Below are 24,893 nucleotides of genomic sequence, written 5' to 3'. Positions count from 1 at the left end.
GCGCCGCCGTGCACCAGTCGGGCGCGCTTGCAGCACGGGATCGTGGGCATGGCGCGCATCCCTGACGCCTTCATCGATGACCTCCTCGCCCGCTCCGACATCGTCGAGGTGGTCGGCGCGCGGGTGCCGCTGAAGCGCCAGGGCAAGGAATATGCGGCGCGCTGCCCGTTCCACGACGAGCGCAGCGCCAGCTTCACGGTCTCGCCGACCAAGCAGTTCTACCACTGCTTCGGCTGCGGCGCGCACGGCACCGCGATCAGCTTCCTGATGCAGTACGACCGGCTGGAGTTCCTCGACGCGGTCGAGGAACTGGCCCGGCGCGTCGGCCTGGAAGTGCCGCGCGACACCGCGCAGCGCAACGCCAATCCCGAAACGCGCGACCTGTACGGCGCGATGGAAGCGGCGTCCACCTTCTTCCGCACCCAGCTGGCGCGCAGCGACAAAGCGCGCGCCTACGTCGACAGGCGCGGCATCGCCGCGGAAATCGTGGAGCGCTACGCCATCGGCTATGCGCCGGACGGCTTCTCCGGGCTGCGCGACGCGCTGGGCACCGATCCGCAACGCATGCAGCTGCTGGAGCGCGGCGGGCTGTTCTCGAAGAACGACAAGGGCCACGTCTACGACAAGTTCCGCGACCGGCTGATGTTCCCGATCTTTGATCGCCGCGGGCGCACGATTGCCTTTGGCGGCCGCGTCATCGATCCCGAGGACTCGCCGAAGTACCTCAATTCGCCGGAAACCCCGCTGTTCCACAAGGGCCGCGAACTGTACGGCCTGTGGCAGGCAAAGCAGGCCAACCAGAAGCTGGAGCGGCTGATCGTGGTCGAGGGCTACATGGACGTGGTGGCGCTGGCGCAGTACGGCGTGTCGCAGGCGGTTGCCACGCTGGGCACCGCGACCACCCCGGACCACGCCGAGCTGCTGTTCCGCAACGCGCCGGACGTGTACTTCTGCTTCGACGGCGACCGCGCCGGCCGCAGCGCCGCGTGGAAGGCGCTGGAGTCGGTACTGCCGCGGATGAAGGACGGGCGGCAGGCGCTGTTCCTGTTCCTGCCCGAGGGCGAGGACCCGGATTCGATCGTGCGCCAGGAGGGCGTGGACGGGTTCGACGCGCGCCTGCGCGGGGCCACGCCGCTGTCGGAGTTCTTCTTCACCCAGCTGTCCGTCGACGTGAACCTGTCCAGCCTCGACGGCAAGGCGCGCCTGGCCGAACGCTGCAAGCCGCTGCTGGCGCAGATTCCCGACGGCGCGTTCGGCGACCTGATGCGCCAGCGCCTGACCGAGCTGACCGGGGTCGGCGCGCGCACCAGCCCGCCGCAGGGAAAGCTGCCCGCCCAGCGCGCGAACGCGCAGATGCGCGGGCAGCCCGCGCAGAAGCCCAGCCTGATCCGCACCGCGATCACCCATCTGCTGCACCGCCCGGGCTTCGCGCTGGAGCTGCAGCCGCCCTACCGCTTCGCCACGCTGCGCCAGCCCGGCATCGAGCTGCTGTCCGAACTGGTACTGCTGGTGCGCGAACGCCCGGACATCACTACCGGCGCGCTGCTGGAGCATTTCGAAGGCCGCGACGAACTGGCGGCGCTGCAGAAGCTCGCCGTGCTGGAGTTGCCCGGCGAGGAGCCCGACCTGCGCATGGAGTTCACCGACGCCATCGCCCAGCTGGAGAAGCTGGTGCAGCAGCAGCGCATCGAGGAACTGCAGCAGCAACAGCGCGACGGCAGCCTGGGCGAGGCGGACAAGCAGGAACTGCGCGCACTGCTGCAGGCGATGCTGCAGCGCTGAGCCTCAGTCCGCGCCGCGCTCCCGCGCCAGCAGCTGCTGCTTGCGCGCGATGCCCCAGCGGTAGCCGGACAGCGCACCGTCGCTGCGCACCACGCGATGGCAGGGAATCGCCACCGCCAGCCGGTTGGCCGCGCAGGCCTGCGCCACCGCGCGCACCGCCCCGGGGCTGCCAATGCGGGCGGCGATCTCGGCGTAGCTGACCGTCGCGCCCGCCGGGACCTTGCGCAGCGCCTCCCACACGCGCTGCTGGAAGGCGGTGCCGCGGATGTCCAGCGGCAGGTCCAGCCCGATGCGCGGCGCTTCCACGAAGCCGACCACCTGCGCCACCAGCTGCTCGAACGCCGCGTCGCCGCCCACCAGCTCGGCGCGCGGGAAGCGGTCCTGCAACTCGCGCAGCAGCGCGTCGGGATCGTCGCCCAGCGAGATCGCGCACAGTCCGCGCTGGCTGCGCGCCACCAGCAGCGCGCCCAGCGCGCACTGGGCGATGGCGAACATGATCCGCGTGTCGGCACCGCCATCCCGGTACTGCGCCGGCTTCATGCCCAGCAGCGCGTCGGCGCTGTCGTAGAAGCGGCTGGCCGCGTTGAAGCCGGCGTCGAACGCGGCATCCACCACCTTCGCGCCGGGCCGCGCCAGCGCCGCGCGCAGCGCCCGCCCCCGGTGCGCCTGCGCGTAGGCCTTGGGCGTCAGCCCGGTCACCGCCTTGAATACGCGATGGAAGTGGTGCGGACTGAGCCCGGCCTCGCGCGCCAGTGCGTCCAGCGCAGGCGGCGTCTCGGCCTGTTCGATCCGCCGGCAGGCGGCGGCAATCCGGGCAGCGTCGCGGTCGGGGGCGGTCGCATCGGCGTTCATGGCGCCACTGTAGTCCCGCCGGCCCAGGCGCACATCCCGGTTCTTGCGGTGCTCAGCGGACCTTGCGGAAGGTCAGGTTGAGGCGCGCATCGCCGGTCCGCGGATCGCGCCCCGGCGGCACCGGCAGCACGCCGTGGAAACGCATGCGATCCACGCCGCCCCAGACCACCACGTCGCCATGCGCCAGCGGCATGCGCACCGTCCTGTCTGCTCGCGCGAAGCCGCCGAACAGGAAGGTGGCCGGCAGGCCCAGCGACACCGAGACGATCGGCGCGACGCGGTCGTCCTCGTCGCGGTCCTGGTGCAGCGACAGCCGGGTGCCGGGCGCGTAGCGGTTGACCAGGCAGGCATCCGGCACGTAGCCGTCGAAGCCGGCCGCGGCCGCGGCCTCGCGCGCGAGCTGCAGGAACGCGCCCGGGAGCGATGGCCACGGCTGGCCGGAGATAGGGTCGCATCGCTCGTAGCGGTAGCCGCGGCGGTCGCTGCACCAGCCGAACGTGCCGCAGTTGGTCATCGCCACCTGCATCACGTGGCCGCCCGGCGTGACCAGGTGGCGGAACGGCGCGGCCGCGGCGATCGCCTCGATCCCGGCCAACAACGCGTCCGCGAATGGCAGCGCGAACCCGTGCAGCAGCCAGGCCTGCCGGCCCAGCGGCGTACGCTGCGCCTGCGCGGCAAACAGGTCGCTCACGGCGCGGGCGCGAACTCCAGCGCCGGCGCGGCCTCGAACAGCGGCATCAGCCAGTGGTCGACCAGCAGGAAGGCGAACAGCGCCATCAGGTACACGATGGAGTACTTGAACGTGCGCATCGCGAAGAACTCGTCCGGCGGGTCCAGCAGCTTCCACGCGTACCAGAGGAACACCGCGCCCAGCACCAGCGCGCCGGCGAGGTAGAACACTCCGCTCATGTGGGTGGCCCAGGGCAGCACCGTCACCACCACCAGCAGGATCGTGTAGAGCAGGATCTGCCAGCGCGTGTAGGTCACGCCGTGGGTCACCGGCAGCATCGGCACCAGCGCGCGCGAATAGTCCTCGCGGCGGAAGATCGCCAGCGCCCAGAAATGCGGCGGCGTCCACACGAAGATGATCAGCACCAGCAGCAGCGCATGCGCCCAGTCCCACTCGCGCTGCATGCCGGTCACGGCCGCCCACCCCAGCAGCGGCGGCACCGCGCCGGCCAGCCCGCCGATCACGATGTTCTGCGGCGTGGCGCGCTTGAGGAAGCCGGTGTAGATGATCGCGTAGCCGATCAGGCCGGCGAAGGTCAGCAGCGCGCAGATCCAGTTCACCCACAGCGCCAGGATCGCCATCGACAGCGCGCCCAGCAGCAGGGCGAAGCCCAGCACCTGCGCCGGGCGCAGCGCGCCGGTGGCCAGCGGACGCTCGGCGGTGCGCGCCATCAGCTTGTCGATGCGCGAGTCCAGCAGATGGTTGATCGCCGCGGCGCTGGCCGCGGCCATCCAGATGCCGATGCTGCCCGCCAGCAGCCGCGACCACGGCCATGCCTCGCCGGGACGGATCGCCAGCAGCATGCCGATGATCGCGGTGAACACGATCAGCGCCACGATGCGCGGCTTGGTCACCGCCCAGTATTGCGACCAGCGCGGGCCGGCCATGCTCAGGCTTCCGGCAGGCGCAGGCGCGCCAGCAGGGTGACCAGCACGAACAGCAGTGCCACTGCGCCGGCGTTGTGCAACACCGCGATCTTCAGCGGCAGCGACAGCACCACGTTGGCGATGCCCAGCCCGAACTGGATGCAGACCAGCACCGCCAGCGTGCTGCCCCAGCCGCGCAGTCCGGGCATGCGCAACAGCCGCACGGCCATGAACAGCAGGTAGCAGGCCACCACCACCGCCATCATCCTGTGCGCCAGCTGGATCGCCACGCGCGCGGCGTTGTCGAGGATGCCGCCTTCGTAATCGACGCCGATGCCGCGCCACAGCACGAACGCCTCGCCGAAATCATGCTCCGGCCACCACGCCCCCGCGCATTTCGGGAAATCGGTGCCGCAGGCCAGCGCCGCGTAGTTGGCCGAGGTCCAGCCGCCCAGCGCGATCTGCACCGCCAGCAGCGCCAAGCCGACGCCCAGCAGCAGGCGCAACCGGCGTGCGTCGCCGCTGACGATCGGGATGCCGGTGGCCCGCCATGCGATCCACACCAGCAACGCGAAGGTGGTCAGCCCCCCCAGCAGGTGGCCCATGACCACGATGGGCTTGAGCAGCCAGGTCACCGTCCACATGCCCAGCAGGGCCTGGAAGATGATCACCGCCAGGGTCAGGGTGCTAGCGCGGGCCAGATCCACGTTCGACCAGCGCAGTGCACCGGCCAGCAGCAACGCTTCGCCCACCACCGCCAGCGCGGAAGCGGACACGTGCATGCCGCGCATGTAGAGCGGGATCGCCACCGCCACTGCGGTGGCCGCACCCACCACGTGCAGCCAGCCGCGCGGCCGCCGGCGCGTCGCCAGCAGGGCCAGCGACAGCACCAGCACGCCCAGCAGCCCGGCGATGATGCGGTGGAACTGCTCCAGCCAGGCCTTGCCCGGGACCACCGGACGGATCGCGGTGGCGGCGTGGTCGGCGACCTGGTCAGCGTGCGTCGGCCAGGTCGCCTTGCCGTAGCAAGTGGGCCAGTCGGGGCAGCTCAGGCCGGCATTGGACAGCCGCACGAAGGCGCCGAACACGATCACGCAGGTCGCCAGCAGCACCGCCAGCCAGGCGATTCGGTGGAAGTGGCGATAGAGATAGGACGGCTGGGTGATGGGCATCGCGTTCATGACTCAGTTGATCCTCAGCAAGCGCGCAAGATCGCTGCGCAAGTCGCCCGGATCGGAACCGGCAGCGTAGCGCAGCACCACGAAACCGTTGGGGTCCACCAGCCAGACCGGATCGCCGTCCGCGGTGTCCCTGCCGTTGCGCACCAGCACCTCGCGCAGGCGGCCATCGGCGCGCACCAGGTGGACTTCGCGCAGGGTGCTGACGTCCACCGGCGGCGCCCCGGCCCAGAGCACGTGGACCCGGTCCGCATTGCGGCCCATCAGCCGCCAGACCTTGTCCAGGTCGCCGAGCAGGCGGGTGCAGGCTTCGCGGCGCGCGCCATCGCAGTCGCGCGGCATCGCCACGATCCGCCAAGTGCGTGGGCTGTCCTGCCAGGCGTACTTCCGGCCATCGGCGAGGGTCGGGGCGTACGCGCGCAGGTCGGCATAGGGTTGCAGCATCTCGCCCTTGTTCTTCATACCGTCCGGGCGCCAGCCGGAAAACCGCAGCGCACCGGCGACCAGCATGCCGCCGAAGAACATCACCAGGACCACCAACAGGGCGGCGCGGTTGCGGCGTTGTGCCGCCGGCGCCGGATTGGATTCCGTCATCTCGCTTTCTTCTTCATTCTGAACGTGAGGGTGGCGGCGACGACCAGCACGGTCAGCGCCAGCCCGAACCATTGCACCGCATAGCCGAGGTGGCGCTCCGGCGGCATCGTGTTGGGCAGGATGTCGAGGTCCCGCTCGCCCGTGGCCGCCATCAAGCCGGCATCGCCGGGTTCGCGCTGCGGATCCAGCCGCAGCACGCGCGGCGCGATCGCCACGCGCAGACCCAGCGCCTTCGCGACTGCCGGCAGGTCCATCCGCGACGCCAGCCAGCGCTTGCCCGCCTGTTCCGCAAGCGCATTGCCATGCGCAAGGCCGGGCGTCGGCGGCGGCGCCAGCAGGCCGCGCACGGCCTGGCCGGTGCCCGCGGGGCAACCGGCTTCGGGCAAGCGGCGATCGCCCGCAAGTGGCCACCACCCGGCGTCCAACAGCAGCGCCTGCGCACCGTCGTCCGGCAGCAACACGCAGTACAGCCGCACGCCGACGCGGCCACCCCGCTGCTGGGCATCCAGCCACAGGCTGGCATCGAGCAGCGTGCCGCCCCCGGCCGCCCAGTCGTAGCCCTGCGCGCGCGTCGGGTCGGAGGCCAGCAGGAGCGGTTGCGGATGCGCATGGTCCAGCGCCGCGGACGCCGCCGCCAGCATCGCCTCCTTCTCGTGCATGCGCGCCAGCTGCCAGCGGCCCAGGTGGGCGAAGCCAGCCGCCACCAGCAGCGCCAGCAGCCACCACCCCAGCAGCCGTCGCGCTGGGGAGTTCACCGCTGGAGGTCCCGCTGCTGCGATAATGGCGCACGGGCACGCGGTGCCCGAGGCACGGAGCAATACATGAGCGATTCGCTGAAAGCCCTGCTCATCGTCGGGATCCTGATTCTCATCCTTTGGAACCTGGGCGCGGGCCTGTACTACATGCTGGCGGACAAGGGCCAGACCAAGCGCACCGTGAATTCACTCACCAAGCGCATCGCCCTGAGCGTCGCGCTGATCCTGTTCGTCGTGCTGGCCATCCATCAGGGCTGGATCACGCCGCACGGGGTGGGCCGAAGCCCGGCCTGACCCGGCTGGCTGCAGCCCCAGAACAAAGGCCGGCAATGCCGGCCTTTGTCTTTCCTGTCCCGCTCGCCGCGGGAGGCTCGGGATGAAGGGCCCGGGACGGCGATCGGTTCCCGGACCCGCATCCGGCGCTTCGCGCCACCTTCCCCGGGCAGGGGAAGGAAACCCTCAGAGCACGTAGACGAACAGGAACAGGCCCAGCCACACCACGTCGACGAAGTGCCAGTACCAGGCCACCGCTTCGAACGCGAAATGGTCATCCTTGCTGAAGTGGCCCTTCAGGCAGCGCAGCCAGATGATCGCCAGCATGATGGTGCCGAGGGTCACGTGCGCGCCATGGAAACCGGTCAGCATGAAGAAGGTGGAGCCGTAGATGCCCGACCCCAGGGTCAGGTTCAGCTCGCTGTAGGCGTGGATGTATTCCTCGGCCTGGAAGAACAGGAACACGCTGCCGAGCAGCACGGTGAGGCCGAGGAACAGCAGCAGCGCGCCCCGCTTGCCGGCCTTGAGGGCGTGGTGGGCAATGGTCACGGTGACGCCGGAGGCCAGCAGGATCAGGGTGTTGAGCAGCGGCAGGCCCCAGGCCGGCACGGTCTGGTAGGTGCCGCCGATCGCGCCCGGGCCGTTGCTCGGCCAACCGCCGGCGAAGCCGGGCCACAGCAGGCTGTTGGTCATCGCGCCGTGGCCTTCGCCATTCAGCCACGGCAGCGCGAACTGGCGGGTGTAGAACAGCGCGCCGAAGAACGCCGCGAAGAAGAACACTTCCGAAAGGATGAACCAGACCATGCCCATGCGGAAGGACACGTCGACCTGCTTGTTGTAGCGGCCGGCCACCGACTCGCGGATCACGTCGCCGAACCACTTGAACAGGATCGCCAGCAGGCCGGCGATGCCGACGAAGAACACGGTGCGCCCCCAGCTGACTTCGTTCAGCCAGGTGGCGAAACCCACCATGGTGGTGAACAGGGCAACCGAGGCGAACAGCGGCCACTTGCTGCTGTGCGGGACGAAGTAGGTGTCCTGGTCGTGGCTGCCTTGGGCGGCGTGGGCATTGGCCATGGCGATTTTCCGGTTGGGTCTTGGCGGAGGATCAGGGCGCGGAACGGACCGCGCCCGCGTGGCCCGTCGCTGCCGCGAGCGCGGCGGTCTGGGCGTCGTTCTTGTAGAAGGTGTAGGACAGGGTCACTGTCTTCACCCCGGCCGGCAGCGCCGGATCGATGATAAAGCGCACCGGCATGTCGCGGGACTCGCCCGGCGCCAGCGTCTGCGCGGTGAAGCAGAAGCATTCGGTCTTGTTGAAATAACCGGAAGCGCGCGCCGGCGCCACCGAAGGCACGGCGCTGCCGACGATCGCGCGGTCGGCGGTGTTGCGGGCGAAGTACAGCGCCTCGTACTGGCGGCCCAGCTGTACCCGCATCGAGCGCTGCTCGGGCGCGAACTGCCAGGGCAGCTTCGAGTTCACGCCGCCGTCGAACTGCACCGTCACCCAGCGCGCGTCGTCGCTGGCGGCGCTGGCGCCCGCCGCAGCCGACGGGCCCTGCTCCAGGCGTACCCCGAACACCTTCTCGCAGGCGATCCGGTACAGCGGCACCAGCGAGAAGGCGAAGCCGAACGCGGCCACCGCCACGCCCACCATCTTCCACACGCCGAAGGTGCGCGCGGCGCTCATCGGCCGACCACGCCGGACAGGAAGAACGCCGCGTACACCGCGACCGCAATCAGCGCACACACCAGCGCCGTGCGGCGGGCGCGCTTGCGGCGCGCTGCCAGGGCAGGATCGACGGTGGCGGGATCGACGGGCATCGGCGGGTTCCGGGCGGCGTCAGTGGCTGACGTCGCCGTGGGCCAGGTCGCCGTCCTTGATGACCGGCGGGCGCTCGAAGGTGTGGTGCGGGGCCGGCGACGGCACCGTCCACTCCAGGCCGCGCGCGCCTTCCCAGGCGCGGGCTTCGGCCACCGCGCCGTGCTTCTTGGAACGCAGCAGGATGAAGGCCATCAGGAACGGGGTGACGAACATGCCGAACGCGCCGACCGAGCTGATCAGGTTCCAGTCCGCGAACACCACGTTGTAGTCGGGGATGCGGCGCGGCATGCCGGCCAGGCCCAGGAAGTGCTGCGGGAAGAACAGCAGGTTCACGAACACCATGGTCCACCAGAAGTGGAACTTGGCCAGGCCCTCGCTGTACATGCGGCCGGTCCACTTCGGCCACCAGTAGTAGATCGCGGCGATGATCGCGAACAGCGCGCCGGTCACCAGCACGTAGTGGAAGTGCGCCACCACGAAGTAGGTGTCGTGGTACTGGAAGTCGGCCGGCACGATCGCCAGCATCAGGCCGGAGAAACCGCCGATGGTGAACAGCACCACGAACGCGATCGACCACAGCATCGGCGATTCGAAGGTGAGCGAGCCGCGCCACATGGTGGTGACCCAGTTGAACACCTTCACGCCGGTCGGGATCGAGATCAGCATGGTGGCGAACATGAAGTAGACCTCGCCACCCAGCGGCATGCCCACCGTGAACATGTGGTGCGCCCACACGATGAACGACAGGAACGCGATCGCCGCGGTGGCGTACACCATCGCCTGGTAGCCGAACAGCGGCTTGCGGCTGAAGGTCGGGATGATCTCCGACACGATGCCGAACGCCGGCAGGATCATGATGTAGACCTCGGGGTGCCCGAAGAACCAGAAGATGTGCTGGTACATCACCGGGTCGCCGCCGCCGGCCGCGTTGAAGAAGCTGGTGGCGAAGAAGCGGTCGGTCAGCAGCATGGTCACCGCGCCGGCCAGCACCGGCATCACCGCGATCAGCAGGAACGCGGTGATCAGCCAGGTCCAGCAGAATATCGGCATCTTCAGCAGGTCCATGCCAGGCGCGCGCATGTTGAGCACGGTGGCGATGATGTTGATCGCGCCCATGATCGAGCTGATGCCCATCATGTGGATGGCGAAGATCGCGAACGCCAGGTTGCTGCCGCCCTGCAGCGACAGCGGCGGATACATGGTCCAACCGCCGCCGGGCGCGCCGCCCGGCAGGAAGAAGGTCAGCAGCAGCAGCGCGAACGCGAACGGCATGATCCAGAAGGACCAGTTGTTCATGCGCGGCAGCGCCATGTCGGGCGCGCCGATCTGCAGCGGGATCATCCAGTTGGCCAGGCCGACGAAGGCCGGCATGATCGCGCCGAAGATCATCACCAGCGCGTGCATGGTGGTCAGCTGGTTGAAGAACTCCGGTTTGACCAGCTGCAGGCCCGGGGTGGCCAGCTCTGCGCGGATGCCGACCGACAGCGCAGCGCCCACGATCGCCATCAGGAAGGCGAACACCAGATACAGCGTGCCGATGTCCTTGTGGTTGGTCGAGAAGAACCAGCGCTCAATGAAGCCCTGCTTGTGATGGCCGTGGGCGTCGTGCTGGCCGACGGCGTCGGGATGCGTGGCGGACATGGGGAAACCTTCTGGATGCGATGCGTGGATCAACCGGCCTGCGCGGCGGCGGGCTGGGCGGTTTGCGGGGCGGCAGCGGTGGCCTCGGGCGCGGCTTCGGCTTCCGCAGCCGGGGCCGCTTCCGGAGCGGCCGGAGCCGGCACGGCCGGCGCGCGCTTGGCCTTCTCTTCGGCCAGCCACTGCGCGAATTCGGCCTTGCTCACGGCCTTGACCACGATCGGCATGAAGCCGTGGTCCTTGCCGCACAGCTCGGCGCACTGGCCGCGGTAGATGCCGGGCTTCTCGATCTGCGCCCAGGCCTCGTTGACGATGCCCGGCACCGCGTCCTGCTTCCAGCCCAGCGCCGGCACCCACCAGGAGTGGATGACGTCGTCGGCGGTCAGCACGAAGCGCACCTTGGTGTCGACCGGCAGCACCAGCACGTTGTCGACGTTCAGCAGGTAGTGCGGGTCGTCGGCCTCGGTCACGACCTTGCCGCTCTGGCGCAGTTCGTCATGCTTCCGGTCGAGGCGGCTGGTGAAGGACACGTCCTCGCCCAGGTACTCGTACTTCCACATCCACTGGTAACCGGTGACCTTCACCGTCATCGCCGAATCGCGCACGTCGTACATGCGCATCAGGCCGCTGGTGGCCGGGAACGCCAGGCCGATCAGGATCAACACCGGAATCGCCGTCCACACCGCCTCCAGCTTGGTGCTGTGGGTAAAACCGGTATCCGGCACCGCGCCCTTGGACTTGCGGAACTTGAACATGGCGAAGGCCATGGCGCCGAACACCAGCACGCCGATCACCACGCACACGATCAGCACCGCCATGTGCGCGTCGTAGGCGGCCTGCGAGGTGGGGGTGACGCCCGGCCCCATGTTCAGCTGCCAGCGATGCGGATCGGCGGGACCCGCCGCGGCATCCTGCGCCTGCACCGCCAGCGGCAGCGCAAGGGCCATCGCGGCCGCCAGCGCCAACTGTTTGAAACGACGGGATGTCATCACACCGAGCCCCACATGTCCTGAATTTGATTCGAAAACGCATCGCGGCGACGCGAAGCCTGAAAAGAAGCCGCATGCAGCCCGACAAGGCACTGCCCGCCCCCGCAGGCCGTCAGTAAACCGCAACCCGTATTGACCTGGATCAAGCTCGCGCAGAAACCGCGACCCGTCTTGATCTGTGTCAAAGATTACTGGCGCGGCGGGGCCACGGCAACCTGCACATGCCGGTTCCGTGCCGTCGATCTACACTATGCGCCCCTGCAACCGGCCGCCTGCGGGCACATGAGCATCGAATCCCCCCCCGTTCCGCCTGCTCCAATCCTCGCCCCGGAGCTCGCTCCGGCCCCGCCCGCCCCGCGCGCCGCGATCACCGCCGGCTGGATCCGCGACGAAGCCAGCCACGTCCGCGAACTGCTGGAACGGGCCCGTTTGCCCGCCCTTGAGCGCGACGCCGCGCAAGCGGTCGCCGCCGACCTGGTCCGCCGGGTGCGCGCCCGCGCCCGCGACCAGGGAGTGGTGGAAGCCTTCATGCGCCAGTACGACCTCGGCAGCGAGGAGGGCGTGCTGCTGATGTGCGTGGCCGAGGCGCTGCTGCGCATCCCGGACCAGGACACCGCCGACGCGCTGATCCGCGACAAGCTGGGCGACGCCAACTGGAAGCGCCACCTGGGCCAATCCGATTCGGTGCTGGTCAACGCCTCCACTTGGGGCCTGATGCTGACCGGCAAGCTGGTCGACCTGGCCGACGACACCAAGCGCGACGTCCACGGCGCCTTCCAGCGCCTGGTCGGCCGCGCCGGCGAGCCGATGATCCGGCTGGCCGTGCGCCAGGCCATGAAGATCATGGGCCACCAGTTCGTGCTGGGCCGGACCATCGACGAGGCGCTAGCACGCAGCCGCAAGGGCGAAGGCGCGAACTACCGCTATTCCTTCGACATGCTAGGCGAAGGCGCGCTGACCACGAAGGACGCGCTGCGCTACCAGGAGGCGTACCGCAGCGCGATCCACGCGATCGGCCGTGACTACGCGCCGCACCGCACGCAGGCGCCCGACGCGGTGTTCGGCGCGCCCAGCATCTCGGTCAAGCTGTCCGCCCTGCACCCGCGCTATGAGCACGCCAAGCGCGCGCGCGTGCTGGACGAGCTGGGCGGCCGCCTGCTGGAACTGTCGCAGCTGGCCAAGCAGTACGACATCGGGCTGACCATCGACGCCGAGGAAACCGACCGGCTCGAACTCTCGCTGGACCTGGTCTTCCAGGTGCTGGCGGACGCGTCGCTGCGCGGCTGGAACGGCTTCGGCATCGTCGTGCAGGCCTACCAGAAGCGCGCGCCGTTCGTGATCGACCACATCGCCGCCATGGCCGGCCAGCTGGGCCGGCGCATCCCGGTGCGGCTGGTCAAGGGCGCCTACTGGGATGCCGAGGTCAAGCGCGCGCAGATGGACGGGCAGGCCGGCTACCCGCTGTTCACCCGCAAGCAGAACACCGACGTCAGCTACATCGCCAATGCGCGCCGGCTGCTCGATGCGGGCGACGCGATCTACCCGATGTTCGCCACCCACAACGCGCAGACCATCGCCACCGTGCACCGGATGGCGCGGGCGATGCGCGGCCGCCGCGACTTCGAGTTCCAGAAGCTGCACGGCATGGGCGACGACCTGTACGCGGAAGTGATTCCGGCCGACCGGCTGGACGTCCCCTGCCGCGTGTACGCCCCGGTCGGCAGCCATGAGGACCTGCTGCCCTACCTGGTGCGCCGCCTGCTCGAGAACGGCGCCAACTCCAGCTTCGTCAACCGCATCACCGACGAGAGCATCCCGGTCGAGGAACTGATCCGCGATCCGGTGGAATTCGTGTCCTCGCTCGAACACATCCAGCACCCCCGCATCCCGCTGCCGGTCAACCTGTACCGCAGCCAGAACCAGCATCGAGACAATTCCATGGGCATCAACCTGGCCAATGACGACGCGCTGCGCGAACTTGCGGCGGCGATGAACAGCGCCGGCGCTGGCAGCTGGACCGCCAGCCCCCTGGTACCGGGCACGCAGCCGGCCGGCGAGAAGGTCGCGGTCACCAACCCGGCCGACCGCCGCGAGGTGGTGGGCCACTGGCAGGCCAGCACCGGCGCCGACGTGGAGCGCGCGCTGGCCAACGCCGTGGCCGCGCAGCCCGGCTGGGACGCCACCCCGGCCAGCTCGCGCGCTGCCCTGCTGGAACACGCCGCCGACCTGCTGGAGGCGCGCATGCCGGCCTACATGGCGATGTGCACCAAGGAGGCCGGCAAGACGCTGGCCGATGGCATCGCCGAAGTGCGCGAGGCGGTGGATTTCCTGCGCTACTACGCGCTGCAGGCGCGCGAACACTTCGCCCCGATCGCCCTGCCCGGCCCCACCGGCGAATCCAACCAGCTGCAGCTGGCCGGGCGCGGCGTGTTCGCCTGCATCAGCCCGTGGAACTTCCCGCTGGCCATCTTCCTCGGCCAGATCGCCGCCGCGCTGGCGGCCGGCAACACCGTGATCGCCAAGCCCGCGGAGCAGACCAACCTGATCGGCTTCGCCGCGGTCAAGCTGATGCACGAAGCCGGCATTCCGCAGGACGTGCTGCAGTACCTGCCCGGCGACGGCGCCACCGTCGGCGCCGCGCTGACCCGTGACCCGCGCGTGGCCGGCGTCTGCTTCACCGGCTCCACCGAAACCGCGCGCCTGATCAACCGCGCGCTGGCCAGCCGCGAGGCCGGCCCGATCGCCACATTGATCGCCGAAACCGGCGGCCAGAACGCGATGATCGCCGACAGCTCCTCACTGCCCGAGCAGGTGGTCAAGGACGCGCTGGGCTCGGCCTTCACCTCCGCCGGCCAGCGCTGTTCGGCGGCGCGCGTGCTGCTGGTGCAGGACGACATCGCCGACAAGGTGATCGGGATGCTGGCCGGCGCCATGGCCGAACTGAAGGTCGGCGACCCCGGCCTGCCGTCCACCGACGTCGGCCCGGTGATCGATACCGAGGCCAAGTGCGTGCTCGACGAGCACGCCGCGAAGATGCAGGGCTCCGCGAAGCTCATTGCCCAGGCCATGCTGGGCGAAGGCACCGAGCACGGCACCTTCTTCGCGCCGACCGCGTGGGAGCTCAAGTCGATCGCCGAGCTGGACCGCGAGAAGTTCGGCCCGGCGCTGCACGTGGTGCGCTGGAAGGCCGAGGAACTGGATGCGCTGATCGACACCATCAACGCCACCGGCTACGGCCTGACCTTGGGCATCCACTCGCGCATCGATGCCACCATCGACCGCATCGTGGCGCGTGCCAAGGTCGGCAACATCTACGTCAACCGCAACCAGATCGGCGCGGTGGTCGGCGTGCAGCCATTCGGCGGCCAGGGCCTGTCCGGCACCGGCCCGAAGGCCGGCGGCCCGCACTACCTGCCGCGTTTCGCCACCGAGAAGACGGTGACCGTCAACACCACTGCGGCCGGCGGCAATGCGAGTCTGTTGACGCTGGGGGATTGAGTCGCACGCGGCCTCCTCCGCAACGAAAAAGCCCCGCGATCGCGGGGCTTTTTCTTGTCGCAGGATCCGCGAGGATCAGAAGCGGTACTGCATCGACACGCCGTACAGGTTGGCATGGCCCGCGAACGAACCGACCAGGGTCGAGGTGTTGCCGGATGCGGCATCCACCGGCAGGTTGATCGTCGGGCTGTCGATGTTGATGCGCTGGAAGGCTGCATCGATCGACAGGTTGTCGCTCACGTTCCAGCTCGCGCCGATCGAGTACAGCATGCGATCGGCATCGGGCAGGCGCGGGGTGCGGTGGGTGTCGTTGGTCGGGCTCTCGTCCTGGCCAATGCCGCCGCGCAGGGTGAACGCATCGTTGATGTCGAATTCGGCACCGATGGAGAAGAAATCGGTGTCCTCCCAGTGGAAGGGTTCACTGCCCACGATGGTGCCGTTGGTGCGCTTGATGGTCACGTCATGCAGCGAGCTCCAGCCGGTGGACTGGTAGTCGGCCATCACGCGGAACTGATCGGTGAAGCCATAGCTGATGCTGAGGGTGGTGATCGACGGGGTGACCAGGCGGGCACCGCCATCACCGTCGGCGAAAGCGGCCATGCGCACGGGGCCCAGTGCGGTGGCGGCAGCGCCGGGCACGGTGAAGTCCAGGGTGCCTTCGAGGTCGTGCTTGATTTCCGAGCGATGGCTGAAACCGATGGCCAGCTTGTCGTTCGGGGCAATCTGCGCACCCACCACGTAACCGATGCTGGTGCTGTCGCCGCTGACCACGAATCCGCCGTCATGCTGCTGCGGCTTGATCGGGAACGCCGGGTTGAAGCATGCGGCACCGCCCGGGGCGGCACCCGCACAGATCGCGGTACCGAAGTCGACCGCCTTGCTCAGGGTCACGTCGGCACGCTCGTAGATCAGGCCGAAACCGACCGACACGCCGTCCGTGGCCTTGAACGCAGCCGACAGGGTCAGGTCGACCACCTTCACGTCGGAGGTCAGGGCGCGGTAACGGCCCACCCAGCCGTTCTCGTATTCGGTCTTCAGGCCGAACGGCGCGCCGATGCTGGCACCGACGGTCATGCCTTCCAGCGCGCCCTTCAGCGGGAACACCGCGGCCATGTTCGGCACCGCGGTCGGGTCGCCCGGGTCGCCGCCGTTGCCGCCGGTCAGCGGCGCCGCCGGCGAGCCGAGCACGCGGCCGCCGCCGGTGAAGTCGGCGGACAGGTCGATCACGGTGACGTCGGCCTGCAGGGTGTTCTTGTCGAGGTTGGTCATCGCCGCCGGGTTCAGCGACACGTTCGACGCGTCCTTGCCGACGATGCTGCCGGCATTGGACTTGCCGAGGTTCTTCACGCTCTGCTCGCGCAGCTGGAAGCCGGAGGCACTGGCCTGGCCGGCGGCCAGGGTGCCGAGCACGGCCAGCGCAAGCGCGGTGGCGCGGAAGCTGCGGGTGTTGGTCTTCATTCGTATCGTCTCCGTGACGCTGTGCAGGGATTTGTGTTCTCGGGCGGCGATGCGGGAATGCATCGAAGCGCGGGATGCGCTGCGCGAGCCGGGAACCTGCCTACGGCAGCCCTCCCCCGACATACGACGCCGTATGTGACTATACCCCAACTTTTAACTGTCCAATAACATCCCGCATCGACCCTAGCTATCGAGCCCCATGTTCGTCGGCATCCGCACCCGCCAGCACCGCCTGATCCTCTGGGCAACCCCGCTGCTGTTCGCCATCCTGTGGCTCAGCTACGTGGTGGCGGCCCTGCGCGCGCCGCCCGGCAGCATCGCCACCGCGCTGGACTGGGGCGTGCTGACCGGCGGACTGGACAGCGTGGAGGCATGGCGGCGGGCATTGGCCGACGGCAGCGTGCTGCGGCTGTTCTCCGGCCTGTTCCTGCATGCGGACTGGATCCACCTGCTGGGCAACCTCGTGTTCCTGCTGATCTTCGGGTTGCCGGCCGAACGCACCATGGGGGGCTGGCGCCTGCTGCTGCTGTTCCTGCTGGGCGGGGCGTTCTCCAACCTCGCCGCGGTCCTCGCGATCGGCGCGCCGGACCGGGTGGTGATCGGCGCCAGCGGCGCGGTGTCGTCGCTGATCGGGGCCTACCTGGCATTGTTTCCGGGCGCACGTCTGGGGGTGGTGCTGCCGCTGGGGCTGTTCCTGCAGTTCGTGCGGGTGCCCGCGTTCCTGCTGATCGGCATGTGGGCGCTGCTGCAGCTGGGGTTCGCCTACAGCGGCCCGGCGTTTGGCGCGGTCGCCTGGCCGGCGCACGTGGCCGGCTTCGTGTTCGGCGTGCTGTTCGCCCTGCTCACCCGTGCCGCGATTGCCCGGCGGCTGCGCCGCAGCCGCGGCTACTAGGCCAGCGCAGCGGCGTCATGGCGTGGGCTTCGGCTTCGCCGCCGTCGTCGGCTTCGGCTTGGGCGTCGTCGCGATGCCGGCCATCCGCTTCAGTTCCGCCAGCGCGGCCTCGATCGGCTTGGCGCCAGGCAGCACTTCGCCGGCGTTGTCGCCCTCCATCGCGCCGGTTTCGGCCGCAAGGTGGCCCGGCAGCACCGCCTCGCTCACCGGCGCAGGCCGCCGTTGCCCGCCTTCCGGGTGCAGGACCACGTCCGGCTCGATGCCGCGCGCCTGGATCGAATGCCCGCTGGGGGTGTAGTAGCGCGCGGTGGTGAGCTTGATCGAGTCGCCGTTGTCCAGCGGCAGCAGGGTCTGCACGGAGCCCTTGCCGAAGGTACGGCTGCCGACCACGCGCGCGCGCTTGTTGTCGTGCAGCGCACCGGCCAGCACCTCGGCGGCGCTGGCCGAACCCGCGTCCACCAGCACCACCAGCGGCGCGCCGTGGAGGCGGTCGCCCGGGGTCGCATCGAAGCGGCTGTCGCCGATCGTCTCGCGCCCGCGCGTGCTCACGATGCCGCCGCTTTCCAGCAGTTCGTCGGCGATCTGCACCGCGCCGATCAGCAGCCCGCCCGGATTGCTGCGCAGGTCCAGCAGCAGGCCGCGCAGGGGCGCGTCCTGCTGCAGCGCATCCAGCTGCCGGTTGAAGTCGGCCGCGGTCGAGGCCTGGAAGCTGGAGATGCGCAGGTAGCCCAGGCCCGGCTCGAGCAGGCGCGAGCGCACGCTGGTGGTGCGGATGGTCTCGCGCACCAGGGTGACATCGAACGGCTCGCGCAGACCTTCGCGCAGCACCCTCACCACCACCTTGGTGCCGGCCTTGCCGCGCAGCGGGGCGGAAGCGTCGTTCTGCCCGGTCTTCAGCATCCTGCCGTCGATGGCGACGATGCGATCGCCGCTGCGCAGCCCGGCCCGCGCGGCGGGACTGTCGTCCAGCGGCGCGATGACCCGCAGGGTGCCGTCCGGCAGCTGCTGCAGTTCCACCCCGACGCCGTCGTAGCTGCCGCGGGTCTGCTCGTCGAACTGCTCCGCATCGGCCTTCTCCAGGTAGGCGCTGTGCGGATCGAGATCGAACAGCAGGCCGCGCACCGCCGACGCCATCAGCTCGCGGCCGTTGACCGGATCCACGTAGGCCTGCCGGATGGCGTTGAACACCGTGACGTAGCGGCGGATTTCGTCCAACGGCACCTTGGCCGCGGCCGTCTCCACCGCGTCCGGATCGTCGCTGGCGCGCGCGGCGTCCCGCGCCGCATCCCCCGATGCCGGCTCCACCGGCGCCTCCTGCGCTGCCGCCAGCGGGGCGTACAGGGCGAGCACGATCAGAAGGGAAAGAAGCCTGGCGCGCATGCGTTGCTCCGTGTGGCTGCGTCGATGAATCCGTCCGACGGTTCGACCCGCGCCGCCCGGCCCGGGTTCCCCATCATGCCTGCGAACCGCCGGCAGGCGGCGTCATTGCCGCGTCAGCCAGCCGGAAGGGTTGACCGGCGTGCCGTTGCGGCGCAGCTCGAAATACAGCGCCGGGCGCTCCTGCCCGCCCGAGCTGCCCACCGCCGCCAGCGCGTCGCCGCGCCGGACCGCATCGCCCGCCGCGCGCAGCAGGCTGTCGTTATGCGCGTACAGGCTCATGTAGCCGTTGCCGTGGTCGATGATGAGGATGTTGCCGTACCCGGTCATCCAGTCCGCAAACACCACGGTGCCGTCGGCCACCGCCTTGACCGCAGTGCCGGCCGCCGCGGCGATCAGCACGCCGTCGCTGCGGCGGCCATCCGGCAGGCGGCCGCCGAACGCGGCCAGCAGGCTGCCCGACACCGGCCAGCTCAGGCCACCCACGCGCATCGCCGGCGCACTGGCGACCGTGCTGCGCTTCGGGGCCGGCTTGCCGGTCGCCTTCGCCTGCCGCGCCGCCTCGCGACGGGCGCGCTCGGCCTCGCGTGCGGCCTTCGCCGCGGCGGCGCGCAGCTGCGCCAGCAGGCTCTGCAACGCCTTTGCATCCCGGCCCAGCGCTTTCTCGCGCTCGGCGCGGTCACGATACTGCTGGTCAAGCGCGGCCAGCAGGCCGGCGCGCTGCTGGCGGGCGGCCTGCAGCTGCGCGAGCTGCTCGGCCTGCCTGCGCCCTGCCGCATCCAGCGCGCTGCGGCGCTGCAGGATCTCGTCCTCAAGCGCCTGCAGCCGTGCGATCTCGGCGCCGAGTACGCGGATGCGTTCGACCTGGGCGCGCTGCAGGTAGCCCTGGTAGGTCAACGCGCGCTCGGCTTCCGCCACCCGGTCCTGCGCCAGCAGCGCCTTCAGTGGCGCCGCTTCGCCGGCGAGCTGCGCCGCCCGCAGCAGCGTTGCCAGTTCCTTGCGCTTGCCTGCGAGTTCGCCGGCATGCCGCTGGCGCTCCTGCTGCAGCTGCACCAACGCCTCCGCGTCCCGGCGCATCTGCGCGCGGGTCTGCTGGAGGGCGCGCTGGGTGCCGCCCACCTGCTGGTCGGCCTCGCGCAGCTTGCGGCTGGCGTCGCCACGCTGGCCCTCCAGCCTGCGTCGCTGCGCGGCGACCTCGCGCAGCTCGCCGCGCACGCTCTGCAGGCGCTTCTCGGCATCCTTCGCGTCCTGCGCCCGCGGGCCGCCGGCAAGCGCCAGCAGGCAGATCGCAAGGGCAACGAGCAGGCGCATCAGGCCGGCAGCAGCAGGCTCTGCCCACTCATTTCCGCGGGCTGCGGCAGCCCCAGCAGATCGAGCAGGGTGGGCGCGACATCGCGCAGGGCGCCGCCGTCGCGCAGCGCGGCGCGACGTTCGCCCACGTACACCAGCGGCACCGGGCCGACGGTATGCGCGGTGTGCGGCTGACCGGTGGCGGGATCGCGCATCATCTCCAGGTTGCCGTGGTCGGCGGTGATCAGCACCGCGCCGCCGGCCGCGCGCACCGCCGCCACGATCTGGCCGATCGCCACGTCCACCGCCTGCGCGGCAAGGATGGCCGCCTCCAGGACGCCGCTGTGGCCGACCATGTCCGGGTTGGCGATGTTGCAGACGATGGCGTCGAAGCGGCCGCCGCGGATCGCATCGACCAGCTTCGCGGTCAGTTCGGGGCAGCTCATCTCCGGCTGCAGGTCGTAGGTGGCGACCTGCGGGCTGGGAACGAGGACGCGCTCCTCGCCGTCGAACAGCGCCTCGCGGCCGCCGCTGAAGAAGAAGGTGACGTGCGCGTATTTCTCGGTTTCGGCGATGCGCAGCTGGGTCCTGCCGGCGGCGGCCAGCACCTCGCCGAAGGTATGCCGCAGGTCGTCCGGCGCGAATGCCAGCGATGCCGGCAGTCTGGCGTCGTACTCGCTGAGGCAGACGAAACGCGACAGCGCCGGGCGGCGCGCAACGAAGCCGTCGAAGGCGGGATCGACGAACGCCGCGGCCAGCTGGCGCGCGCGGTCGGCGCGGAAATTCATGAACACCACCGCGTCGCCATCGCGCATCGGCTGCGCCCCGTCCAGCACGGTCGGGGCGACGAATTCATCGTTTTCGCCGCGTGCGTACGCCGCCTGCAGCGCCGCCAGCGCATCGGCTGCGTGCTGCCCGCCTTCGGCTTCGACGATGGCGTCCCAGGCGCGGCGTACGCGATCCCAGCGCCTGTCCCGATCCATCGCGTAGTAGCGCCCGCCGACCGTGGCGACGTGCGCATTGCCGAGCCTGCCGCACAGCGCCTGCAGGGCGCGCAGGCTGGGCTCGGCCGATTGCGGCGGCGTGTCGCGCCCATCCAGGAACGCGTGCACGGCCACTCGCGGCACGCCGGCGCGCTGCGCCAGCTCCAGCATCGCGAACAGGTGCTGCTCGTGGCTGTGCACGCCGCCCGGCGAGAGCAGCCCCATCACGTGCAGCGTGCCGCCGCTGGCCTTCACCGCATCGCAGGCCGCATTGAGCCCGGCATTCGCGAAGAAGCTGCCGTCCTCGATCGCGGCATCGACGCGGGTCAGGTCCTGGTAGACGATGCGGCCGGCGCCGAGGTTCATGTGGCCGACTTCGGAATTGCCCATCTGCCCGTCCGGCAGGCCGACGAAGCGGCCTTCGGTGTGGATCAGGGTGTGCGGGCAGGTCGCCAGCAGCCGGCGCCAGTGCGGCAGTTCGGCCAGCGCCAGCGCGTTGTCGGCGGTTTCCTCGCGGTGGCCCCAGCCATCCAGGATCAGCAGGACGACCGGTCTGGGGGACCCGGCTGCGCCGGGTTGCGACGGGATGCTCGTGGACACGTGGTTCCTGCAGGCTGGGCAATGGTGGGAAATGGAATTGTAGCGGCGTGTAAACCCTGCGCCCGAACGGAGCATCCCAGTGCTGTACCCAACAGGCCCCGGAGGCCCGGATGAACCGTTTCCTGATCTGCACCGTGCTGGTGGCGGCCAGCGCCGCCGCATTCGCCTCGCCCCAGGCCAACGACTCGCGTCGCGACATCGACAAGGTCAATGGCGGAATCACCGCGGAGGCTGGCAGGGCCTATGGTGACCTCGGCACGGTGAACGGCGGTATCCAGCTGGGTCGCGGCGCCAGCGCCGATGAGGTGGAGACGGTCAACGGCGGCATCACCGCGGGCGACGAGGTCAGCGCAAGCGAAGTGTCCACCGTCAACGGCGGCATCCGCTTCGGCCGCGACGGGCAGATCAGCGGCAACCTGGAGACGGTGAACGGCGGCGTCTTCACCGACCGCGGAACGCGGGTCGGCGGCGACGTCAGCACCGTCAACGGCGCGATCGGACTGGTCGGCACGACCGTCGAAGGCCGCGTCGAAACGGTGAACGGAGATGTCACCGTCGGTGCCGACTCGCGGGTGGCGCGTGGCATCCGCATCGAGAAGCCGAAGGGCAATTTCGGCCTCAACTTCGGCAAGCACAAGATCCCGCGCGTCGTCGTCGGGCCGAATGCAGTGGTCGAGGGCCCGATGGTGTTCGAACGCGAGGTGAAGCTCTACGTGCATGCCAGCGCCCGCATCGGCAGCGTCAGCGGCGCCACCGCGGTGCGCTATGACGGCGCCACCCCGCCCAAGGACTGACCCGTCCAGCGGGCGGCCGCCCCGCTTGGATAGAATCGCGGGACATCCGAACGGAGTCCCGCGATGCTGCGCGCCACCTCGTTGTCCATCGTCCTGCTGGCGCTGTGCGCCTGCGGCTCCCGCGCCCCCGCACCGCAGGCGGCGGGCGTTGCCGCGCCGGATGCCCGCGGCCCCACCGCGAATGCCGGCAACCATGCCTTCCAGGCCGCCATCACCGCGGACGACTTCGCCGCCCACGTGCAGGCGCTGGCCTCCGACGGCTTCGCCGGACGTGGGCCGGGCGGCATCGGCGAAGACCGCACGATCGAGTACATCAAGGCGCAGTTCGCGCGCATCGGCCTGCAGCCGGGCAACGGCGGCGACTGGTTCCAGACCGTCCCGATGGTCGAGACCACCGCCGACGAATCGGCGGTGCTCGGGCTGAAGGTCGGCCAGACTGTCCAACAGCTGACATTCGGCGACGACATGGTGGTGGGCACCCGCACCGGCCAGGCGCGGGTCAGCCTGCAGGACAGTCCGCTGGTGTTCGTCGGCTACGGCGTGGACGCACCGGAGCGCGACTGGAACGACTACGCCGGCATCGACGTCAGGGGCAAGACGGTGGTGATGCTGGTGAACGACCCGGGCTTCCACAGCGGCGACGCCCGTCTCTTCGACGGCGAGCGGATGACCTGGTACGGCCGCTGGGCCTACAAGTTCGAGGAGGCCGCCCGCAAGGGCGCGGCCGCGGCCCTGATCATCCATGACACCGCCGGGGCCTCCTACGGCTGGGACGTGGTGCGCAATTCCTGGTCCGGCCCGCAGTACGACCTGCCGGCGAAGGACGACCCGGCGCCGCGGCTTCCGGTGCAGGGCTGGATCAGCGGGGAGGCCGCCGATGCGCTGTTCAAGGCCGCCGGCCAGGATCTCGCCAAGCTGCGCGCCGCCGCCGGCCGCCGCGGCTTCCGCGCAGTGCCGCTGGAGGCCAGCGCTTCGCTTCAGCTGGCCAGCCGCAGCGTCGAAAAGCACTCGCGCAACGTGCTGGGCCTGTTGCCAGGCAGCGATGCACCTGACGAGGCGATCGTCTACATGGCGCACTGGGACCACCTCGGCACCCATGAAGGCGGCACCGGTGATGCCGTCTACAACGGTGCGGTGGACAACGCCACCGGCGTTGCGGGCATTCTCGAAATCGCCGAGGCCCTGCGCGCCGCGCCCAAACCTCCGAAGCGCTCGGTGCTGTTCCTGGCGGTAACGTTGGAGGAATCCGGCCTGCTCGGCTCCAAATATTACGTGGCCCATCCGGTGATCCCACTTGCGCAGACAGTGGCGGTGATCAATCTGGATGCGATGGCGCCGGTGGGCAAGGCCCACGACATCACGGTGGTCGGCAAGGGTAGCTCCCAGTTGGAGGACCTGCTGAAGGTCGCAGCCGATCGCCAGAAGCGCCGGCTGGTCGAGGAGTCCCATCCGGCCGCCGGCTACTACTTCCGCTCCGACCACTTCAACTTCGCCAAGGCGGGCGTTCCGGCGCTTTACATAGGCAGCGGCAGCGACCTGGTGGAGGGTGGCATCGCCGCGGGCGAGGCTGCCAGCCGCGACTACAACGAACACCGTTACCACAAGCCCGGCGACCAGTACGACCCGACCACCTGGAAACTGGAGGGCATCGTGCAGGACCTCGAAGCGGTGCGGTCCATCGGCGAGACCCTTGCCAGCAGCGGCCAGTGGCCGAACTGGCGCGAAGGCAGCCCATTCAGGGCCGCACGGGACGCCATGCGCGCCGCGAGCGTCGGCAGCAGATGACGGCGCCGCCCGTAACCTTCGGGCGTTGCGGCTAGACTCCCGGCATCCAACCGCCGGGAGTGCCCATGTTCATCGCCTATTGCTGCATCATCGTCGCCGCCTGCCTGCCTTACCTGTGGGCGGTGCTGGCCAAGACCTCAGCGCCTGGCTACAACAACAAGGACCCGCGTGGCTGGGTGGCCCGGCAGGAGAACTATCGGGTGCGCAACGCGTACGCTGCGCATCTCAACGCCTTCGAGGCGTTCCCGGCGTTCGCGGCCGCGGTACTCATGGCCCAGTTCGCGCAGGTGGATGCCCAGCATGTCGCCTGGCTGTCGATGGTTTTCATCGCGTTCCGGATCCTCCACGGCATCTTCTACCTCGCAGCCCTCCAGGCGCTCCGCAGTCTTGCGTGGCTGGGCGGGTTCGCCTGCGTGGTTGCGCTGATGCTGTCGGCGGCGCTTGCGGTCGGAGGCTGACCCCTCCGCAAGGCAAGTCGCAGAAGCTCAGCTACAGGAGTCCAATCTCCTCGTCCTTGGGGGTTGGACTCGAGATCGCGGTGCTCCTCAAAGGTGGGGGGACGTCGACCCTTCAACCCCGGGCTCTCCCAGTAATCGGTGGTACGGCGATTGGGGGCAGGTCACTCCCAGTAATGGTTGGTACGGCTACTGGGGGCAGTTCAGCGGCCGGCATTGGTTGGGGGGATTTTCCCCGGTGCAAAGACAAAACCCCAGCTCATTGAGCTGGGGTTTTGCGGG

The 24,893-nt window shown here is 69.7% G+C and carries 21 protein-coding genes and 1 pseudogene; 7 read left to right on the top strand and 15 right to left on the bottom strand.

Annotated features, from left to right (window positions below; translation table 11 throughout):
* Nucleotides 1-48: 48 nt before the first annotated feature.
* Nucleotides 49-1,782 carry a DNA primase gene (gene dnaG, locus SPK54_RS07565; protein WP_330947311.1) on the top strand — a complete coding sequence of 578 codons (1,734 nt, stop codon included), beginning with the start codon at nt 49-51 and terminating at the stop codon, nt 1,780-1,782.
* 3 nt (nt 1,783-1,785) lie between these two features.
* On the opposite strand, the gene ada is transcribed toward dnaG, so the two are convergent.
* Genes ada through SPK54_RS07535 form a run of 6 tightly spaced genes read right to left on the bottom strand, consistent with a single transcriptional unit; the run spans nt 1,786 to nt 6,757 of the window.
* Nucleotides 1,786-2,634, bottom strand: a complete 849-nt coding sequence (gene ada, locus SPK54_RS07560) for a bifunctional DNA-binding transcriptional regulator/O6-methylguanine-DNA methyltransferase Ada (protein ID WP_330947310.1) — start codon at nt 2,632-2,634, stop codon at nt 1,786-1,788.
* A gap of 52 nt (nt 2,635-2,686) precedes the next feature.
* A complete protein-coding gene (gene alkB, locus SPK54_RS07555; protein WP_330947309.1) occupies nt 2,687-3,325 on the bottom strand; it encodes a DNA oxidative demethylase AlkB in 639 nt (212 codons plus the stop codon).
* Nucleotides 3,322-4,251, bottom strand: coding sequence for a heme o synthase (gene cyoE / locus SPK54_RS07550; protein WP_330947308.1), 930 nt, complete (start codon nt 4,249-4,251; stop codon nt 3,322-3,324). The genes alkB and cyoE overlap by 4 nt, the downstream gene beginning before the upstream one ends.
* Before the next feature lie 2 nt (nt 4,252-4,253).
* The gene (locus tag SPK54_RS07545; RefSeq protein WP_330947389.1) at nt 4,254-5,402 is read right to left on the bottom strand and encodes a COX15/CtaA family protein; all 1,149 of its coding nucleotides are present in this window, start codon (nt 5,400-5,402) and stop codon (nt 4,254-4,256) included.
* A gap of 12 nt (nt 5,403-5,414) precedes the next feature.
* Entirely contained in the window at nt 5,415-6,002 is a 588-nt protein-coding gene (locus SPK54_RS07540; protein WP_330947307.1) for a hypothetical protein, read from the bottom strand.
* The gene (locus SPK54_RS07535) at nt 5,999-6,757 is read right to left on the bottom strand and encodes an SURF1 family protein (RefSeq protein ID WP_330947306.1); all 759 of its coding nucleotides are present in this window, start codon (nt 6,755-6,757) and stop codon (nt 5,999-6,001) included. Before SPK54_RS07535 ends, SPK54_RS07540 begins: the two co-directional genes overlap by 4 nt.
* A 66-nt stretch (nt 6,758-6,823) precedes the next feature.
* On the opposite strand from SPK54_RS07535, the gene SPK54_RS07530 reads away from it, so the two are divergent.
* A complete protein-coding gene (locus SPK54_RS07530; RefSeq protein ID WP_330947305.1) occupies nt 6,824-7,051 on the top strand; it encodes a twin transmembrane helix small protein in 228 nt (75 codons plus the stop codon).
* Between the two features lie 165 nt (nt 7,052-7,216).
* Here SPK54_RS07530 and SPK54_RS07525 read toward each other — a convergent pair whose 3' ends face one another.
* Genes SPK54_RS07525 through coxB form a run of 5 tightly spaced genes read right to left on the bottom strand, consistent with a single transcriptional unit; the run spans nt 7,217 to nt 11,437 of the window.
* On the bottom strand, nt 7,217-8,107 hold the full coding sequence (locus tag SPK54_RS07525; RefSeq protein ID WP_330947304.1) for a cytochrome c oxidase subunit 3: 891 nt from the start codon (nt 8,105-8,107) through the stop codon (nt 7,217-7,219).
* Nucleotides 8,108-8,138: 31 nt separating this feature from the next.
* A complete protein-coding gene (locus SPK54_RS07520) occupies nt 8,139-8,717 on the bottom strand; it encodes a cytochrome c oxidase assembly protein (RefSeq protein ID WP_330947303.1) in 579 nt (192 codons plus the stop codon).
* A complete protein-coding gene (locus SPK54_RS07515) occupies nt 8,714-8,851 on the bottom strand; it encodes a hypothetical protein (protein ID WP_330947302.1) in 138 nt (45 codons plus the stop codon). Before SPK54_RS07515 ends, SPK54_RS07520 begins: the two co-directional genes overlap by 4 nt.
* A gap of 19 nt (nt 8,852-8,870) precedes the next feature.
* Complete coding sequence (gene ctaD, locus SPK54_RS07510; protein WP_330947301.1) at nt 8,871-10,493, bottom strand: cytochrome c oxidase subunit I; 1,623 nt, start codon at nt 10,491-10,493, stop codon at nt 8,871-8,873.
* A gap of 29 nt (nt 10,494-10,522) precedes the next feature.
* A complete protein-coding gene (gene coxB / locus SPK54_RS07505) occupies nt 10,523-11,437 on the bottom strand; it encodes a cytochrome c oxidase subunit II (RefSeq protein WP_330947388.1) in 915 nt (304 codons plus the stop codon).
* Nucleotides 11,438-11,761: 324 nt separating this feature from the next.
* Here coxB and putA point away from each other — a divergent pair, with 324 nt between their 5' ends.
* Nucleotides 11,762-14,977: a bifunctional proline dehydrogenase/L-glutamate gamma-semialdehyde dehydrogenase PutA gene (gene putA, locus SPK54_RS07500; protein ID WP_330947300.1), complete on the top strand. Its 3,216-nt coding sequence runs from the start codon at nt 11,762-11,764 to the stop codon at nt 14,975-14,977.
* A gap of 75 nt (nt 14,978-15,052) precedes the next feature.
* Here the strand turns inward: putA and SPK54_RS07495 are convergent, their stop codons facing one another.
* Nucleotides 15,053-16,435, bottom strand: coding sequence for a porin (locus SPK54_RS07495; protein ID WP_330947299.1), 1,383 nt, complete (start codon nt 16,433-16,435; stop codon nt 15,053-15,055).
* 199 nt (nt 16,436-16,634) lie between these two features.
* Here SPK54_RS07495 and SPK54_RS07490 point away from each other — a divergent pair, with 199 nt between their 5' ends.
* Nucleotides 16,635-17,327 (top strand): rhomboid family intramembrane serine protease, encoded by a 693-nt coding sequence (locus SPK54_RS07490; protein WP_330947298.1) that lies wholly within the window; start codon nt 16,635-16,637, stop codon nt 17,325-17,327.
* 84 nt (nt 17,328-17,411) lie between these two features.
* On the opposite strand, the pseudogene SPK54_RS07485 reads toward SPK54_RS07490, so the two are convergent.
* The 3 genes and pseudogenes from SPK54_RS07485 to gpmI form a co-directional block, all read right to left on the bottom strand.
* A pseudogene (locus tag SPK54_RS07485) lies at nt 17,412-18,707 on the bottom strand (S41 family peptidase); the annotation flags it as partial.
* A 102-nt stretch (nt 18,708-18,809) separates the two neighbouring features.
* Nucleotides 18,810-20,015 carry a peptidoglycan DD-metalloendopeptidase family protein gene (locus SPK54_RS07480; protein ID WP_330947297.1) on the bottom strand — a complete coding sequence of 402 codons (1,206 nt, stop codon included), beginning with the start codon at nt 20,013-20,015 and terminating at the stop codon, nt 18,810-18,812.
* Nucleotides 20,015-21,577, bottom strand: a complete 1,563-nt coding sequence (gene gpmI / locus SPK54_RS07475) for a 2,3-bisphosphoglycerate-independent phosphoglycerate mutase (RefSeq protein ID WP_330947296.1) — start codon at nt 21,575-21,577, stop codon at nt 20,015-20,017. Before gpmI ends, SPK54_RS07480 begins: the two co-directional genes overlap by 1 nt.
* 110 nt (nt 21,578-21,687) lie before the next feature.
* Between gpmI and SPK54_RS07470 the strand changes: the two genes are divergently transcribed.
* The 3 genes from SPK54_RS07470 to SPK54_RS07460 all read left to right on the top strand — a co-directional run bounded on the left by SPK54_RS07470 (nt 21,688) and on the right by SPK54_RS07460 (nt 24,614).
* Entirely contained in the window at nt 21,688-22,371 is a 684-nt protein-coding gene (locus SPK54_RS07470) for a hypothetical protein (RefSeq protein ID WP_330947295.1), read from the top strand.
* 63 nt (nt 22,372-22,434) lie between these two features.
* The gene (locus tag SPK54_RS07465; protein WP_330947294.1) at nt 22,435-24,156 is read left to right on the top strand and encodes a M28 family metallopeptidase; all 1,722 of its coding nucleotides are present in this window, start codon (nt 22,435-22,437) and stop codon (nt 24,154-24,156) included.
* A gap of 65 nt (nt 24,157-24,221) precedes the next feature.
* The gene (locus SPK54_RS07460) at nt 24,222-24,614 is read left to right on the top strand and encodes an MAPEG family protein (protein WP_330947293.1); all 393 of its coding nucleotides are present in this window, start codon (nt 24,222-24,224) and stop codon (nt 24,612-24,614) included.
* Nucleotides 24,615-24,893 lie beyond the last annotated feature (279 nt).

It is taken from the genome of Thermomonas sp. LB-4 (assembly GCF_036409385.1).
Taxonomy (GTDB): Bacteria; Pseudomonadota; Gammaproteobacteria; order Xanthomonadales; family Xanthomonadaceae; genus Thermomonas.
This window is presented reverse-complemented; position numbering and strand designations above follow the sequence as displayed.

Excerpts from the sequence above, each read along its gene's own strand:
- dnaG (WP_330947311.1), top strand. The coding sequence starts at position 49 with ATGGCGCGCATCCCTGACGCCTTCATCGATGACCTCCTCGCCCGCTCC.
- ada (WP_330947310.1), bottom strand. The coding sequence starts at position 2,634 with ATGAACGCCGATGCGACCGCCCCCGACCGCGACGCTGCCCGGATTGCC.
- cyoE (WP_330947308.1), bottom strand. The coding sequence starts at position 4,251 with ATGGCCGGCCCGCGCTGGTCGCAATACTGGGCGGTGACCAAGCCGCGC.
- SPK54_RS07545 (WP_330947389.1), bottom strand. The coding sequence starts at position 5,402 with ATGCCCATCACCCAGCCGTCCTATCTCTATCGCCACTTCCACCGAATC.
- SPK54_RS07540 (WP_330947307.1), bottom strand. The coding sequence starts at position 6,002 with ATGACGGAATCCAATCCGGCGCCGGCGGCACAACGCCGCAACCGCGCC.
- SPK54_RS07530 (WP_330947305.1), top strand. The coding sequence starts at position 6,824 with ATGAGCGATTCGCTGAAAGCCCTGCTCATCGTCGGGATCCTGATTCTC.
- SPK54_RS07525 (WP_330947304.1), bottom strand. The coding sequence starts at position 8,107 with ATGGCCAATGCCCACGCCGCCCAAGGCAGCCACGACCAGGACACCTAC.
- SPK54_RS07520 (WP_330947303.1), bottom strand. The coding sequence starts at position 8,717 with ATGAGCGCCGCGCGCACCTTCGGCGTGTGGAAGATGGTGGGCGTGGCG.
- SPK54_RS07515 (WP_330947302.1), bottom strand. The coding sequence starts at position 8,851 with ATGCCCGTCGATCCCGCCACCGTCGATCCTGCCCTGGCAGCGCGCCGC.
- ctaD (WP_330947301.1), bottom strand. The coding sequence starts at position 10,493 with ATGTCCGCCACGCATCCCGACGCCGTCGGCCAGCACGACGCCCACGGC.
- coxB (WP_330947388.1), bottom strand. The coding sequence starts at position 11,437 with ATGGCCCTTGCGCTGCCGCTGGCGGTGCAGGCGCAGGATGCCGCGGCG.
- putA (WP_330947300.1), top strand. The coding sequence starts at position 11,762 with ATGAGCATCGAATCCCCCCCCGTTCCGCCTGCTCCAATCCTCGCCCCG.
- SPK54_RS07495 (WP_330947299.1), bottom strand. The coding sequence starts at position 16,435 with ATGAAGACCAACACCCGCAGCTTCCGCGCCACCGCGCTTGCGCTGGCC.
- SPK54_RS07490 (WP_330947298.1), top strand. The coding sequence starts at position 16,635 with ATGTTCGTCGGCATCCGCACCCGCCAGCACCGCCTGATCCTCTGGGCA.
- SPK54_RS07480 (WP_330947297.1), bottom strand. The coding sequence starts at position 20,015 with ATGCGCCTGCTCGTTGCCCTTGCGATCTGCCTGCTGGCGCTTGCCGGC.
- SPK54_RS07470 (WP_330947295.1), top strand. The coding sequence starts at position 21,688 with ATGAACCGTTTCCTGATCTGCACCGTGCTGGTGGCGGCCAGCGCCGCC.
- SPK54_RS07465 (WP_330947294.1), top strand. The coding sequence starts at position 22,435 with ATGCTGCGCGCCACCTCGTTGTCCATCGTCCTGCTGGCGCTGTGCGCC.
- SPK54_RS07460 (WP_330947293.1), top strand. The coding sequence starts at position 24,222 with ATGTTCATCGCCTATTGCTGCATCATCGTCGCCGCCTGCCTGCCTTAC.